This is a genomic window from Pseudomonas sp. NPDC087697 (assembly GCF_044743155.1).
In the GTDB taxonomy this organism is placed as follows: domain Bacteria; phylum Pseudomonadota; class Gammaproteobacteria; order Pseudomonadales; family Pseudomonadaceae; genus Aquipseudomonas.
The window spans coordinates 73,220-86,782 of sequence record NZ_JBIUVW010000017.1 but is presented as its reverse complement, the minus strand read 5'-3'; the positions used below and the strand labels follow the sequence as shown (position 1 = coordinate 86,782).

11 protein-coding genes are annotated in these 13,563 nt (G+C 61.9%); 4 read left to right on the top strand and 7 right to left on the bottom strand.

What is annotated here, in order from left to right:
• Nucleotides 1-75 precede the first annotated feature (75 nt).
• Nucleotides 76-1,065, top strand: coding sequence for a GlxA family transcriptional regulator (locus tag ACIPIN_RS14560; RefSeq protein WP_401119746.1), 990 nt, complete (start codon nucleotides 76-78; stop codon nucleotides 1,063-1,065).
• Between the two features lie 229 nt (nucleotides 1,066-1,294).
• Here ACIPIN_RS14560 and ACIPIN_RS14555 read toward each other — a convergent pair whose 3' ends face one another.
• A complete protein-coding gene (locus ACIPIN_RS14555; RefSeq protein WP_401119745.1) occupies nucleotides 1,295-5,617 on the bottom strand; it encodes a DEAD/DEAH box helicase in 4,323 nt (1,440 codons plus the stop codon).
• 327 nt (nucleotides 5,618-5,944) lie between these two features.
• Between ACIPIN_RS14555 and ACIPIN_RS14550 the strand changes: the two genes are divergently transcribed.
• Nucleotides 5,945-6,829 (top strand): sugar nucleotide-binding protein, encoded by an 885-nt coding sequence (locus ACIPIN_RS14550; protein ID WP_401119744.1) that lies wholly within the window; start codon nucleotides 5,945-5,947, stop codon nucleotides 6,827-6,829.
• Nucleotides 6,822-7,751, top strand: a complete 930-nt coding sequence (locus tag ACIPIN_RS14545; protein ID WP_401119743.1) for an NAD-dependent epimerase/dehydratase family protein — start codon at nucleotides 6,822-6,824, stop codon at nucleotides 7,749-7,751. Before ACIPIN_RS14550 ends, ACIPIN_RS14545 begins: the two co-directional genes overlap by 8 nt.
• Nucleotides 7,752-7,807: 56 nt before the next feature.
• On the opposite strand, the gene ACIPIN_RS14540 is transcribed toward ACIPIN_RS14545, so the two are convergent.
• The 5 genes from ACIPIN_RS14540 to ACIPIN_RS14520 form a co-directional block, all read right to left on the bottom strand.
• Nucleotides 7,808-8,506: an OmpW family protein gene (locus tag ACIPIN_RS14540; protein ID WP_401119741.1), complete on the bottom strand. Its 699-nt coding sequence runs from the start codon at nucleotides 8,504-8,506 to the stop codon at nucleotides 7,808-7,810.
• A 226-nt stretch (nucleotides 8,507-8,732) separates the two neighbouring features.
• The gene (locus tag ACIPIN_RS14535) at nucleotides 8,733-9,251 is read right to left on the bottom strand and encodes a DUF3299 domain-containing protein (RefSeq protein WP_401119739.1); all 519 of its coding nucleotides are present in this window, start codon (nucleotides 9,249-9,251) and stop codon (nucleotides 8,733-8,735) included.
• A gap of 11 nt (nucleotides 9,252-9,262) precedes the next feature.
• The gene (locus ACIPIN_RS14530; RefSeq protein ID WP_401119738.1) at nucleotides 9,263-10,528 is read right to left on the bottom strand and encodes an ABC transporter permease; all 1,266 of its coding nucleotides are present in this window, start codon (nucleotides 10,526-10,528) and stop codon (nucleotides 9,263-9,265) included.
• A gap of 1 nt (nucleotide 10,529) precedes the next feature.
• Nucleotides 10,530-11,240 (bottom strand): ABC transporter ATP-binding protein, encoded by a 711-nt coding sequence (locus ACIPIN_RS14525; protein WP_401119736.1) that lies wholly within the window; start codon nucleotides 11,238-11,240, stop codon nucleotides 10,530-10,532.
• A gap of 108 nt (nucleotides 11,241-11,348) precedes the next feature.
• On the bottom strand, nucleotides 11,349-11,954 hold the full coding sequence (locus ACIPIN_RS14520) for a DUF2796 domain-containing protein (RefSeq protein ID WP_401119735.1): 606 nt from the start codon (nucleotides 11,952-11,954) through the stop codon (nucleotides 11,349-11,351).
• Between the two features lie 133 nt (nucleotides 11,955-12,087).
• Here ACIPIN_RS14520 and ACIPIN_RS14515 point away from each other — a divergent pair, with 133 nt between their 5' ends.
• The gene (locus ACIPIN_RS14515; RefSeq protein WP_401119733.1) at nucleotides 12,088-12,459 is read left to right on the top strand and encodes a hypothetical protein; all 372 of its coding nucleotides are present in this window, start codon (nucleotides 12,088-12,090) and stop codon (nucleotides 12,457-12,459) included.
• Nucleotides 12,460-12,532: 73 nt separating this feature from the next.
• Here the strand turns inward: ACIPIN_RS14515 and trxA are convergent, their stop codons facing one another.
• Nucleotides 12,533-13,405, bottom strand: a complete 873-nt coding sequence (gene trxA, locus ACIPIN_RS14510; RefSeq protein ID WP_401119732.1) for a thioredoxin — start codon at nucleotides 13,403-13,405, stop codon at nucleotides 12,533-12,535.
• Nucleotides 13,406-13,563: the final 158 nt, after the last annotated feature.

Genomic DNA, 13,563 nt, shown 5'->3' with positions numbered 1-13,563 from the left:
TGTGGAACCCAGTATTGGGTTTCACCGGCCATTCGAGGATTGGCCGCACCGACAATAGAAGGGGGAAAACTGACAATGGGCATAGAAAGCGCAGTCGCCGAATTGGGCGTGCTGATCTATCCCGGCGCGCAGATGGCGGCGGTACATGGTTTGACGGATCTGTTCAGTGTCGCGAATCGTATCGCCGCCGAGCATCAGAGCACGCAGTTGCCATTATTGCGGGTCAGCCACTGGCAGGCTGATACCGAGCATGCGCCCCAACGCATTTACGACAGCCATCCCGCTCCCGACGGCGCACTGAAAGCGCTGTTGATCCCGCCGTCGATTGCCGGTTTCTCCGAAGGCCAGGCACCGCCGCCACTGATCCAGTGGATTCGTCAGCAACACGCGGCTGGCGCGACCCTGGGCGGGGTTTGCGTGGGGTCGATTCTGTTAGCCGAAAGCGGTTTGCTCGACGGTCGCAGCGCCACTACCCACTGGACCTCAGCGAAAAAATTCGCCGAGCGTTACCCGAAGATCACACTCAACGCCGACAAGCCCATCGTCGACGACGGTGACCTGATCACCACGGCCGGGTTGATGGCCTGGTCGGAGCTGGGTTTGCGCCTGGTCGACCGCTTACTCGGGCCGAGCATCGCCACCAGCACGGCGCGTTTTCTGGTGATCGAACACAGCGACAGTGCGAGCGAGTGCGGGAGCAACTTCGCGCCGATTCTGAGCCATGGCGATGCAGCGATTCTCAAGGTTCAGCATTGGTTGCAAGCCAACGGGGCGGTGGAGGTGTCGCTGAGCGTGATGTCTCAGCAGGCGGGGCTGGAGGAGCGCACGTTCCTGCGGCGCTTTCGAGCCGCGACCGGTTTGAAACCGACCGAGTATTGCCAGCACCTGCGAGTCGGCAAGGCCCGGGAAATGCTCGAATTCACCAACGGCACTATCGACCATATCGCCTGGAACGTGGGGTATTCGGACCCGGGTGCGTTTCGCGCCACGTTCAAAAAAATCACCGGCCTTGCACCGAGTGATTATCGAGCGCGGTTTGGGGTGACGGCCCCCGCGCGGGTATAAGCAACACTGACCCCGTAGCAGCTGGCGTAGCCTGCGTTCGGCTGCGCAGCAGTCGTGAAATCAGGCTATCCGGTCTTTCAGTTAAATCGTGCACTTAGTGTTTACGACTGCTGTGCAGCCGAACGCAGCCTCGCTGGCTCGGCAGCTGCTACGTGAAGCACACAAAAACGCAGCCCGAAGGCTGCGCTGGTGTTCAGTTCACTAAGCGTGGGAACAATCGGTCTGTAGGTCAGTGTTGTATCAGCTTTCTGCGAACTTCGGTCGCCGCGGCCTGATCCAGTTCCAGCCAGTAGTGCTGCGTGCCGGCGATCTCGGCGGCGGCCGGCAGGCCATCGCGGTACACCAGTCGGTTGTTGGCGAGCGCGGGGACTTTGTTCCCCGGCAACAGAGTGCCGGCGAGGTTCAGCGGGTCGACGCCGCAGACGCCGATCAGGCTGCCGTCATGCGGGCGGCGGCGTACTTCGCGCAGTAACGGGATCGCCTCCGGCAAAGCGAATTGCTCGCCCGCCAGACCGCTGACAAAGCGTCCGCCGCGAATCTCTCCGCGGGCCTCCAGTCGATGAAAAGTGCGCAGCAATTCGCGCCAGCTCGGCAGCCAGTCGGCTTCGCGTTCCAGCAAACGCCAGAACACCACGCCGTAACGCCTGAGCAAGGTCAGGGCGATGTGTTCCAGGGTGTCGCTCGGGGTGCCACGGTTATCCACAACCGGCGGCGTCGACTGACGGCGCAATAAGGCCCAACGCCCGGCATCGTCCATCCCGCCGACAAACGCTCCGCGTCCACGCCGGCTGCTGCGCGCTTGGCGTTTGCTCGCTGGTGTTATCAGCGCGCGCAGGCCGGCGAAGCTGTCGGCATTGACCAGTCCGGCGCCGACCAGTTCCTGCAAGGCGATCTCCAGTTCACTGCGCAGCAGATGGGCTTCGTGCAGCAGCTCATCGAAAAACAGCGCGCCGTGTTGGCTCAGCGCTTGATGGACTTTCCGGGTTTTGGGTGACAGTTCGCTGACGTCCGGCTGCTCGGTCAGGCTGCTCCAGAGCGCCACCTGCGCCCGTGGCAGCAACACAATCGGTGTGCTGCGCAGTGCCACGCCAGCGGCTTTGTTGCGGGCGGTAAGCCGGGTCCAGACCAGTTTGCCGCTGCGGCACAGCTCATCCAGCCACGTCGATGAATAGCCCTTGAGCCGCGCCGGCAGAATATCGCTGTCCCAGGCAGACGCGGCCGCCGGGTAGCCTTCGAACTGACTGACAATTGCCGGCAACACCGCGCTGCCCTGGCCTTGCGTTGCCGGCGACAGATGCTGCCAGTCAAACAGAAAACGCATGAAGTCCTGCAACGCCACCGGCTCGATCTCCCGCCGCAGGCGTTTGACCGTGTAGCGATGAATGCGCGCCAGCAAGTGCCGTTCGCACCATTCTTCTTGCGTGGCCGCAGGGCTGAAACGCCCGCGCAACACGTAACCTTCGCGCTCCAGTTGCGCGAGGGCTTGAGTGACTTGAGCCGTCGAAAGCCCCAGCGGTTCGGCAATCGCCTGAATCGGCAACGGACCAAATGCACTGAGACGCGCGCGGATCAGTTCGACCAGCGCCTCATCGACGTCCCAGGCTTCATCGAAACCCGGCAAGGCCTGCAACGGCGGCTGCAACGCGGCCTGTGGATAGATCGCTTGCAGGCAGGTCAGGCGTTCCAGCGCCAGCCATAACGCTTGATCCGCGTTGATCTGCAAACGGCTGGCGCGACCACCGTCGGTCAGGGTTTGCAGCCAGTGCGACCACTGCGGATGGGCCTGTGCTTCGGCGTCGCTGATGGCGGTCAGGCTCATCAGCGCTTCATGCATTTCATCGACGCTGGTCGGCAGCGGCCAGGCTTCTTCGCGCACCGATTGAATGGCCTCGGCATCCAGTGCGCCAAGGTCATCGGTCGATTGCGGGTCGCTCCAGCGCCGGTTGAGCACCGCTTGCGTGCGGCGTTCTTCCAATGGCGCATCGTCGAGAAAGGTGTAAGGCCGGGCGCTGAGAATTTCCGCCGCCAGTGGCGAGGGCGCCGGCAGGTCGCGGCTGATCAAACGCACTTCGCCGCGCTCCATACGCCGCAACAGCGCCAGCCAGCCATCGCAGTCCATGGCTTCGTGCAGACAATCGTCGAGGGTTTGCTCGACCAACGGGTGATCGGGAATTTCGCGCTCGCCGGCGAGGTTTTCCAGGCAGGCAATCTGGTCGGGAAACACGCTGGCGATCAGGTCCTCGCTTTTCATCCGCTGGATCTGCGGGGGTACTTTGCGTCCACCACTGTAGCGCGGCAGCGCCAGTGCGACACCGGCGTTCCAGCGCCAGCGCACGCCAAATAGCGGCGCGTCGAGTACGGCTTGAATCAGGATCTGTTCGGCGCTGTTGCTGTGCAAATAACGCCAGACCTCGTCCAGCTCGAAACTGTGGCTGGTGGACAGCGACAACACGATAGCGTCTTCGCTGGCGGCGGCCTGCAATTCGAAGTTGAAGGTCCGGCAGAAGCGCTTACGCAAGGCCAGTCCCCAGGCGCGGTTGATGCGACTGCCGAACGGTGTGTGGATGATCAACTGAGTGCCGCCGGTTTCGTCGAAAAATCGCTCCATCAGCAGCGTGTCCTGAGACGGCAGGGCGCCGAGGGTCAGGCGGGCGCGGGCGAGGTAGTCCACCAGTTGTTCGGCGCTGGCGAGGTTCAGACCGAGGGTCTCGGTCAACCAGTCGATGCTCGGCTGTACATCGCCGGGCGTGGCGCTCAGCAGCTCATCGAGGTGCGCGTGCAGGCGCGCCACGGCGAACGACAGTTCGGCACTGCGCCCCGGTGCTTCGCCGAGCCAGAAGGGGATGGTCGGCGGTTGGCCTTGAGCGTCCTCGACGCGGATCTTGCCGGTTTCGACCCGCAGGATCCGGTACGACGTGTTGCCTAGCTGAAAGACATCGCCAGCGATGCTTTCCACCGCGAAGTCTTCGTTGACGCTGCCGATGTTCAGCCCTTGGGGCTCCAGCAGCACGCTGTAATCGGCGTTGTCCGGAATCGTCCCGCCACTGGTCACCGCCGTCAGCTTGGCGCCGCGACGGCCGCGCAAGGTGCGAGTGACCGCGTCGCGGTGCAGGTAGGCGCTGCGGATTCCCTGACGGCCGTTATAGCCTTCGGCGAGCATCTGTAGCAGTGCTTGATAGTGCGCGTCGTCGAGTTCGGCATAGGGCGATGCGCGACGTAGTGTTTCGAGCAGCGCCTGCTCCTGCCATTCCTGGCAACTGACCTCGGCGATGATCTGCTGCGCCAATACGTCCAGCGGTGCGGTGGGGATCAGCAAGGTGTCGAGTTCGCCCCGGCGCACGCAGTCGAGCAGGGCAGCGCATTCGATCAGGTCGTCGCGGGTGGTGGCGAACAGACGGCCCTTGGGTGTGCCGCCGACCTGGTGCCCGGAGCGTCCGACCCGTTGCAGAAACCCGGCAATCGAACGCGGCGAAGCGATCTGGCAGACCAGATCGACATCGCCGATGTCGATGCCCAGCTCCAGCGACGCGGTGGCGATCAGCACTTGCAGTTCACCGCGCTTGAGCCGCTGCTCGGCATCGAGGCGAAACTCCTTGGCCAGGCTGCCATGGTGGGCGGCGACCGCGTCTTTGCCCAAACGCTCGCTGAGATGGCGGCTCAAACGTTCGGCCAGACGCCGGGTGTTGACGAAAATCAACGTGGTCCGGTGCTCGCGCGCCAGTGTGGCGATACGGTCGTAAACCAGCTCCCAGACATCGTTGGCCATCACCGCCGACAACGGCACCGGCGGCACTTCGATACCCAGGTCCCGTGGACGGGCGTGGCCGATATCGACGATCTCGCACGGGCGGTCGCTGCCCACCAGAAAGCGCGAAACCGCGTCGATGGGTTTTTGCGTGGCGGACAGGCCGATGCGCATCAGCGGCCCGCTGCCCGCCTTACTTAAGGTCAGCGCCTGCAAACGCTCCAGGCTCAGAGCCAGATGGCTACCGCGTTTGCTGCCGGCGATGGCGTGGATTTCGTCGACGATCACCGTGCGCGTGCTGGCGAGCATGCGCCGGCCAGAGTCGGAGCCGAGCAGCACGTAGAGCGATTCCGGGGTGGTGACCAGAATGTGCGGCGCGCTTTTGCGCATCGCCGAACGGTCCTTTTGCGGTGTATCGCCAGTGCGTACGGCGGTGTTGATCTGTAATTCGGGAAAGCCCAGGCGCTGCAGTTGCTCGGTGATGCCGGCCAGCGGGGTTTGCAGGTTGATTTGAATGTCGTTGGACAGCGCTTTGAGGGGCGAGACGTAAACCACCAGGGTTTCGTCGGGTAACTCGCCACCTTGGGCCATGCCTTGATGGACCAGATCATCGATCACCGCGAGAAACGCCGTGAGGGTTTTGCCAGAGCCGGTAGGCGCGGCGACCAGTGTCGAGCGGCGCTGGCGAATCAACGGCCACGCGCCGGCTTGAGCGGCGGTGACCGCCGGGAAGGTGCTGTTGAACCAGGCGCTGACGGCAGGGTGAAAGCCGTTCAGGACGCTGTCCGCGGATTCGGGGAGATTCATGCGGTAATTTATGCGGCTGGGGCGGTGAAGATGCAAGTACCGCTCAAGATCTCCCGTGGTCCTTAGTGCGCCTTCGCGAGCAAGCCCGCTCCCACAGGGGATGTGTGTAGATCACAAAATCCAGGCCCACCGCAGAACCCATGTGGGAGCGAGCTTGCTCGCGATGGGGCCAGTAGCAGCACCCTGTGTCCAAGGTATCTACACTTTACGGGTGACGGTTGCGCTTTAAACCCGCAAAATGCAACGATTCTGGCAATTCTCAACGGCAAAGCCCGCGGGCTCTGTCGATAACATCATCGTTCCAAACAGACTGGGCCTGCTGACTCTATGCGAATGCGCCTTATGTTACTGGGTGGCGGAAATGCCCTTGGGCAGGCGCTGATTCGCCTCGGTGCGGAGGAAGACATCGGTTTCCTCGCCCCCCGTCCACCGCAAGACGGCTGGGACGCCGCGAGCCTGACGCAACTGCTCGACGACACGCGCCCCGACGCGCTGATCAATCTTGCCTATTACTTCGACTGGTTTCAGGCGGAGAGCGTGGCCGAGGCGCGTCTGGCCGCACAGGAGCGGGCGGTCGAGCGGCTGGCCGAACTGTGCCAGCATCACAACATTGTCCTGGTGCAGCCTTCCAGCTATCGGGTGTTCGATGGCTCGCGGGCGACGGCCTACAGCGAAAAAGACGAACCTGTGCCGCTGGGTCTGCGTGGCCAGGCCTTGTGGCGTATCGAGCAAAGCGTGCGCGCCACTTGCCCGCAACACGTGATGCTGCGGTTTGGCTGGTTGCTCGATGACAGCGTCGACGGCACCCTCGGGCGTTTCCTCGCGCGGGCCGAACTGCCTGAAGAACTGCTGATGGCCGACGACCGGCGTGGCAACCCGACACCGGTGGATGATGCCGCGCGGGTGATCATTTCGGTGCTCAAGCAACTCGATTGCGCAGCGCCACTGTGGGGCACTTACCACTACGCCGGGCATGAGGCGACCACGCCGCTGGCGCTGGGGCAGGCGATCCTCACCGAAGCCCGCAATTTGCATCCGCTGGCCATCGAAGCTCCGACCGCGCAGGCCCACGCCGCACGCCCGGATGCCGCCGAAGAACCGCAACACGCGGTACTGGCCTGCAAAAAAATTCTGCACACTTTCGGGATCAAGCCACGTGCTTGGCGCGCCGCGCTCCCGGGCTTACTGGATAGGTTTTATCGTCATGGCTGATGGCCCTGTTTTGATCACCGGCGGTGCCGGTTTCATTGGTTCGCACCTTGCTGACGCCTTGCTCGCCAAAGGCCATTCGGTACGCATCCTTGACGACCTGTCCACCGGTAAGCGCAGCAACTTGCCGCTGGACAATCCACAGATCGAATTGATCGAAGGCGACGTTGCCGATGCCAAGCGGGTGGCGCAGGTGATGATCGGTTGCAGCGCCGTGGCGCATTTGGCCGCCGTGGCCTCGGTCCAGGCATCGGTAGACGATCCGGTGCGCACGCACCAGAGCAATTTCATCGGCACCTTGAACGTCTGCGAAGCGATGCGTCAGGCTGGGGTCAAGCGTGTGCTGTTCGCTTCAAGCGCTGCGGTCTACGGCAATAACGGTGAAGGCGAGTCGATCGACGAAGAGACCACCAAGGCACCGCTCACGCCGTACGCCTCAGACAAGTTGGCAGGCGAGTTCTACCTCGATTTCTACCGTCGTCAGCACGGGCTTGAACCGGCGATTTTCCGTTTCTTCAACATCTTCGGCCCACGCCAGGATCCGTCATCACCGTACTCCGGGGTGATCAGCATTTTCAGCGAGCGTGCGCAAAAAGGCCTGCCGATCACCGTATTCGGTGACGGCGAACAGACCCGCGATTTCGTCTATGTCGAAGACCTCGTGGACCTGCTGGTGCAGGCTATCGAAGTGCCGACGCTTGAAGTGGGCGCGGTCAATGTCGGCTGGAATCAGGCGACGACCCTCAAGCAAATGCTCCAGGCTTTGGGTGAAGTAGTGGGTGAGTTGCCACCGATCACCTACGCCCCGGCACGCTCCGGTGACATCCGCCATTCACGGGCGAACAACCAGCGTCTGTTGCAGCGCTTCACCTTCCCCGAGCAGACGCCGATGAGCGTCGGGTTGGCGCGGCTGTTGGGCCGTTGAGTTTTTCGCAGCCATGAAAAAGGCGCCTTTCGAGGCGCCTTTTTTGTGCCGTGGGTTTAGAACTTGTAACCCAGACCCACCATGTACACGAACGGGTCCACATCCACGTTGACCCTGGCCCGAGTGCCCGGCGCCACGGCGTCGTTTTCCACGGTTGCACGGGTGTTGATGTCGATGTAGCGCATCTGGGCGTTGAGCATGATGTTGTCGGTGATCATGTAGTCGGCACCGACCTGGAACGCCATACCCCAGGAGTTTTTCGTCTTGAAGTTGCTGAAGCCGTTGGCTTGCGCTTCGTTACTGAGCTTTTCGTCGTAGATCCAGGTGTAGTTGATACCGGCGCCCACATACGGCTGGAATGCAGACTTGTTGTTGAGCGGGTAGTAAACCACGCTCAGAGTTGGCGGCAGGTGTTTGAGGGTGCCGAGCTTACCGTTGGCCGCGCCCAGAGAGGTGCCTTTGAGGTTCACGTCATGCTCGAACGGCGAGGCGGCGAGCAGCTCGATGCCGATATTGTTGGTGAGCATGTACGCGAAGTTCAGGCCTAGCTGAGTGTCGCTGTTCATGGTGGCCTTGCCACCCAGGTTGGTGCCGGCCAGTGGGCCTTGATCGACCTTGACGCTGGAGCTGCTGGCTTTCGGGTTTACGGTGATTGCACCGGCCCGAACAATGATGTCACCGGCTTCATGGGCCTGGGCGAACGGGGCTGCAAGCGCGAATGCAATGAGGGAAGCGCTAAGCAATGACTTGTGCATGGGGGCTCCAAAGGACGATTCAAATTCTCTATGTCCAATGGTACGAAGCGTCAGGAATGGCGCTTTTGACTCAGCTCAATGAAAGTGTGATGGGGGGGGCGGGGAACCTTTTACGACCGCTTCGCGGTCGATCGCGGGCAAGCCTTGCTCCTACAGGTTTGCGCTATCCGTAGGAGCAAGGCTTGCCCGCGATGGCGTCATCATGGGCAACGAATAACTACCGGTTTCACTCCGGCAGCTCATACACATAAATCTTGTCCGCGTCCATCTGGTAACCGGCATCCGCCAATTCGCTGGTCGACGCCTTGACCTGCAGCGCACCTTCAATCCAGTACGGCTGATACAGCTCGTCGAGCTTCACCCCAACCGCGCTTTTGACGTGGACGATCTGGTTCGACGGCGGTGGTGGCACGTGGATGCACGCGCCGAAATACGGCACCAGCAGAAAGTCGGTGGTGCGACCTTCCTCGCTGACTTCCAGCGGCACGATGTAACCCGGCAGGCGAATATTCTTGCCGTCGAGGCTCTTCACCACCGGCGCATTGGGCATGTCTTGCTTGGCCGCCGGAGCAGACTCGGCGGACAGCGCGCTGCTCATCTGCGACAGGTCGTGCAGCGGTTTCATGTTTGGCACTTCTGCCGGAGCGTCCGGCGGGATCATTTCCGCCCAGGTCAGGTCTTTCGGCGCGGCCGCCCACAGGGGCAGGGCGACCAGCATCAACAGCGCAGGCAGAGCGCGGAGCATTTTGGATGTCCTCATAAACGGATCGACAGACCATCGGCCAACGATTGGCGATAGGCGCGCCAGGCCGGCACGCTGCCCATCAGCAACGCGGCGATCAGGATGCCACCGAGCAGCGTCCATTCATACTCGCTTGGCCAGGCCAGCGGCAGGTACAAGCCGTAGGTCGACTGCACGTAACCCTGGGCGGTGGCGATGCAGACATACAGCAGCGCCACGCCCGCAACCACCCCGGAAAGCGCCAATGCAAAGGCTTCCAGCACCAGCAGCGTTGCGATGTGCCACGGCCGGGCACCGACCGAACGCAGGATCGCCATCTCGCGGCGGCGTTCGTTGAGACTGGTGAGAATCGCCGTGAGCATGCCGATCAATCCCGTCAGCACGACGAACAGCGACACCACGAACAAGGCTTTTTCAGCGGTGCCCATCAGACTCCAGAGTTCCTGCAAGGCCACGCCCGGCAGGATCGCCAGCATCGGCTCGCCACGGAATTCATTGATCTCGCGTTGCACGGCGAAGGTCGAAATCTTGTTGTTGAGACCGAGCATGAACGCGGTGATGGCTTGCGGCGTGAGGTCCATGTTGCGCGCCTGATCGGCGCTGATCCGGGCGTTGCCCTGAGCCGGCACACCGTTGTGCCAGTCGATGTGGATCGCTTCCATGCCGCCGAGGCTAATGTGTAACGTGCGGTCGACCGGGGTGCCGGTGCGTTTCAGGATACCGACCACGGTGAATGGTTTGTCGTCGTGCTTGACCAGGCTGATCACCGCTACGCCGTGAGCCAGCACCAGCTTGTCGCCAAGTTTGTAATGCAGCGCATCGGCCACTTCAGCGCCGAGCACCACTTCGAACGGATCCGTGGCAAACGCCCGACCACTGGCCAGTTGCAGGCTTTGCTGATGACCATACTGGTAATGCTGGAAGTAGGCGTCGGTGGTGCCCATCACTCGATAACCGCGATGGGAGTCACCGAGGGAAATCGGGATTGCCCATTTCACTTTCGGGTTGTTGGCGAAGTGCTCGAAGCTGTCCCAACGGATGTTGTTGGTGGCGTTGCCGATGCGAAACACCGAGTACAGCAGCAGGTTCACCGAACCGGAGCGAGCACCGACGATCAGGTCGGTACCGCTGATGGTGCTGGCGAAACTGGCCTTGGCTTCGGTGCGCACGCGCTCCACCGCCAGCAACAGGCAGACCGACAGGGCGATGGCGAACGCGGTGAGGATCGCGGTAAAGCGGCGGTTAGCCAGGCTGGCCATGGCTAGACGAAACAAATACATTTCAGACCTCGAGCGGCGTGGCGGCGCGATTGAGTTCGGCCAGCGACAGGTGACGATCGAACAGCGGCGCCAGGCTCTGGTCGTGACTGACGAACAGCAGGCTGGAACCGGCTTCGCGGCACTCGGCGAACAGCAAACGGATAAACGCCTCACGGGCATCGTAGTCGAGCGCCGAGGTCGGTTCGTCGGCGATCACCAACTCTGGCTGACCGATCAGTGCGCGGGCGGCGGCGACCCGTTGCTGTTGGCCGATGGACAGCGAGTCGGCGCGGCGGCCCAGCATGTTTTCATCCGTGAGCCCCAGGTGCGCGAGCAGGGTCGCGGCGGCCTGATCGACACTGCCGTGGCGCTGGATCGCGCGGCTGGCGCGCAGTTTGGAAAAGTGACACGGCAGCTCGACGTTTTCGCGCACCGAGAGAAACGGCAGCAGGTTGAACTGCTGGAAAATGTAGCCCGTGTGGTCGACCCGAAAGTGATCGCGGGCACCGGCCGACAGCTCGGTCAGCTCCTGGCCGAGCAGGCGAATACTCCCGCGATTGGGTTTCTGCACGCCACCGAGCAGACCGAGCAGGGTGGTCTTGCCACTGCCGCTGGGACCTTTCAGAAACAGCGTTTCACCGGGCTCCAGGCGAAACGCCGGAATATCCAGTAATGGCGGATGACCGGGCCAGTTGAAGCCCAGGTCTGACAGTTCGATGAGTGCTTGGGTCATGTGGCCAGTTTCATAGGTATTGATGACCCGTAGGAGCTGCCGAAGGCTGCGATCTTTTAAAGGCGAAAGATCGCAGCCTTCGGCAGCTCCTACGGGATTTGCGGTGGATCAGAATTTCAGCGCTGCAGCCTTCGAGGTCACTTCAACCCCTTGCTGGCCGCTTGGGCTGATGAGTTGTACCTGAATTTTCTGAGTGGCGGGGAAGGTTGTGAACACCTGCGACAAATCCAGGGTTTTCAACGCGCCAGGGGCGGCGCAGGTGAATTGGTAGTGCGCGTGGATTTCACTGTGATCGTGATGATGCTCTTCGGCGGCGGCGCCTTTCCCGTCGGTGGCATGGTCGTCATCGTCGTCATGATCATCGGCGTCCGGTTTGTCACCAAACAGCGGGCTGTTCAGTTCTTGCTGGCTGACTACGCAGTTGGCCGCTTTTGGCAGGCTGAACAGCACCAGCGGTTTCTCCAGCTGCGCACGGGCGGCGGCAACTTTGGCCTTGTCTGCATCGCTGCTGGCGACGTGCTCGAAGCCCACCAGGTTCATCGCCGGGCTTTCCAGCTCCAACTCCAGCGTCTGACCATCGAGCGCCGCGTTCAAACGTCCGACACCGTGTTCGTGGGCACCCAGACTCCCATGCTCATGGTCGTGAACTTCAGCGGCCTGAGCGATGGCCAGCGGCAACAGGGCAAACGGCAAAGCGAGAAGCAGACGGCGCATGGAGAGTCTCCGGGGAGGAATATGAAAAGTTTGTTATGTAATCTTATAACAAGAGTGGCGAGAGTTTGACTGTCTGCTTGGCGTTGCGCAAGACGCGTGGGAGCATGTTCGTCATAAACCTGAGGAAACCCCAATGTTGCGCATTCGTGGAAGCATCGGCGACTGGCCGGTGGATTTGACCCTTGAACTGGACGATGGGGATTGGGCGCGGCTCGGCGCGCAGTTGCAGGTAAGCAAATCAGAGCACAGTGCGGCGGTGGCCGATCCGGTGGCCGATCCGGTGGTCAAACCGGTGAATCAGGATGAAATGCTGTGGCAGCTGGCCAAGGATCTGCTGCGCCAGTCGGGGCAACTGACAGGGCCGGATTTGCTGGAGCGGCTGGAGGGTTTGACCGGCAACACCGTCGCCGGCAAACGCTTGCTGGTGCGCTTGCGCCATAGCGCAGAGGTCAAGGTCGTGAGCGGCGGGGATACGCCGCTCTACAGCTGGCGCGAGCCAGCGTAGGAGCTGCCGAAGGCTGCGATCTTTTGATCTTCGGCCACCCTAAAAGATCGCAGCCTTCGGCAGCTCCTACGGGTCAATACAACGCTGCAAACAACTTGCGGCGATAAACGGTCACCAGCGGGTGATCGTTGCCCAGCAGTTCGAACACTTGCAGCAGGGTCTTGTGCGGCAACCCTTCGCTGTAACTGCGATTACGGATGAACAGCTTGAGCAGGGAGTCCAGCGCCGGCTCGTACTGCTGGCGGGCCAGTTGCTGGATCGCCAGTTGATAGACCGCTTCATCGTCCTGCGGGTTTTGCGCCAGACGGGATTTCAGGTCGGCGACATCCGGCAGATCAGCGGCCTGACCGAGAAACTTGATCTGCGCCTTGGCACCTGCCAGTGCGGCTTTGTGTTCATCGCTTTTCACCGCATCGAGCACGATCTGGGCCTCACCCAGTTCGCCGCGTTCGGTCAGGCAGCGGGCATAGAGGATCAGCGCACGAGCGTTGGTGTTGTCCTCACCCAGCAGCACTTTCAGCGTGGCCTCGGCGTCAGCGAAACGACCTTCGTCGAACAGCGCCTGAGCCTGTTCGAGCGGGTCGGCAGCGGCCGGGGGTGGCATCTGCACATGCGGCTCAAGCATCGCGCGGACGGCGGATTCAGGCTGTGCACCGGCAAAGCCGTCCACCGGCTGACCGTCCTTGAACAGCACCACGGTCGGCAGGCTGCGAATGCCGAAACGCGAAACGATGTCCGGCTCGGCGTCGCAGTTGACCTTGGCCAGCAGCAGTTCGCCCTGATAGCTCTCGGCGATGGTTTGCAGCATCGGCATCAGCGCCTTGCACGGCGCGCACCATTCAGCCCAGAAATCCACCAGTACCGGCTTGTGGAACGAGTTCTCGATCACCGACTGTTCGAAATCGGCAGTAGTGGCGTCGAAGATATACGGCGTGTCTTGACTCATTGGGTATCTCGAAGAAACGTGAATGGGGCAACTATAAGGCTTGGTGGGGGGCGGCCGGAAGCGGGGCGGTCATTGGAGAGCGATGTTGTCTGAGAGGGCGCCATCGCGAGCAAGCTCGCTCCCACAGGAGATCAAGGCTTACCGCAACATTTGTAGCC

Bases quoted from the DNA above. Each gene is read 5' to 3' on its own strand.
- ACIPIN_RS14560 (WP_401119746.1), top strand. From the start codon at position 76: ATGGGCATAGAAAGCGCAGTCGCCGAATTGGGCGTGCTGATCTATCCC.
- ACIPIN_RS14555 (WP_401119745.1), bottom strand. From the start codon at position 5,617: ATGAATCTCCCCGAATCCGCGGACAGCGTCCTGAACGGCTTTCACCCT.
- ACIPIN_RS14550 (WP_401119744.1), top strand. From the start codon at position 5,945: ATGCGAATGCGCCTTATGTTACTGGGTGGCGGAAATGCCCTTGGGCAG.
- ACIPIN_RS14545 (WP_401119743.1), top strand. From the start codon at position 6,822: ATGGCTGATGGCCCTGTTTTGATCACCGGCGGTGCCGGTTTCATTGGT.
- ACIPIN_RS14540 (WP_401119741.1), bottom strand. From the start codon at position 8,506: ATGCACAAGTCATTGCTTAGCGCTTCCCTCATTGCATTCGCGCTTGCA.
- ACIPIN_RS14535 (WP_401119739.1), bottom strand. From the start codon at position 9,251: ATGCTCCGCGCTCTGCCTGCGCTGTTGATGCTGGTCGCCCTGCCCCTG.
- ACIPIN_RS14530 (WP_401119738.1), bottom strand. From the start codon at position 10,528: ATGTATTTGTTTCGTCTAGCCATGGCCAGCCTGGCTAACCGCCGCTTT.
- ACIPIN_RS14525 (WP_401119736.1), bottom strand. From the start codon at position 11,240: ATGACCCAAGCACTCATCGAACTGTCAGACCTGGGCTTCAACTGGCCC.
- ACIPIN_RS14520 (WP_401119735.1), bottom strand. From the start codon at position 11,954: ATGCGCCGTCTGCTTCTCGCTTTGCCGTTTGCCCTGTTGCCGCTGGCC.
- ACIPIN_RS14515 (WP_401119733.1), top strand. From the start codon at position 12,088: ATGTTGCGCATTCGTGGAAGCATCGGCGACTGGCCGGTGGATTTGACC.
- trxA (WP_401119732.1), bottom strand. From the start codon at position 13,405: ATGAGTCAAGACACGCCGTATATCTTCGACGCCACTACTGCCGATTTC.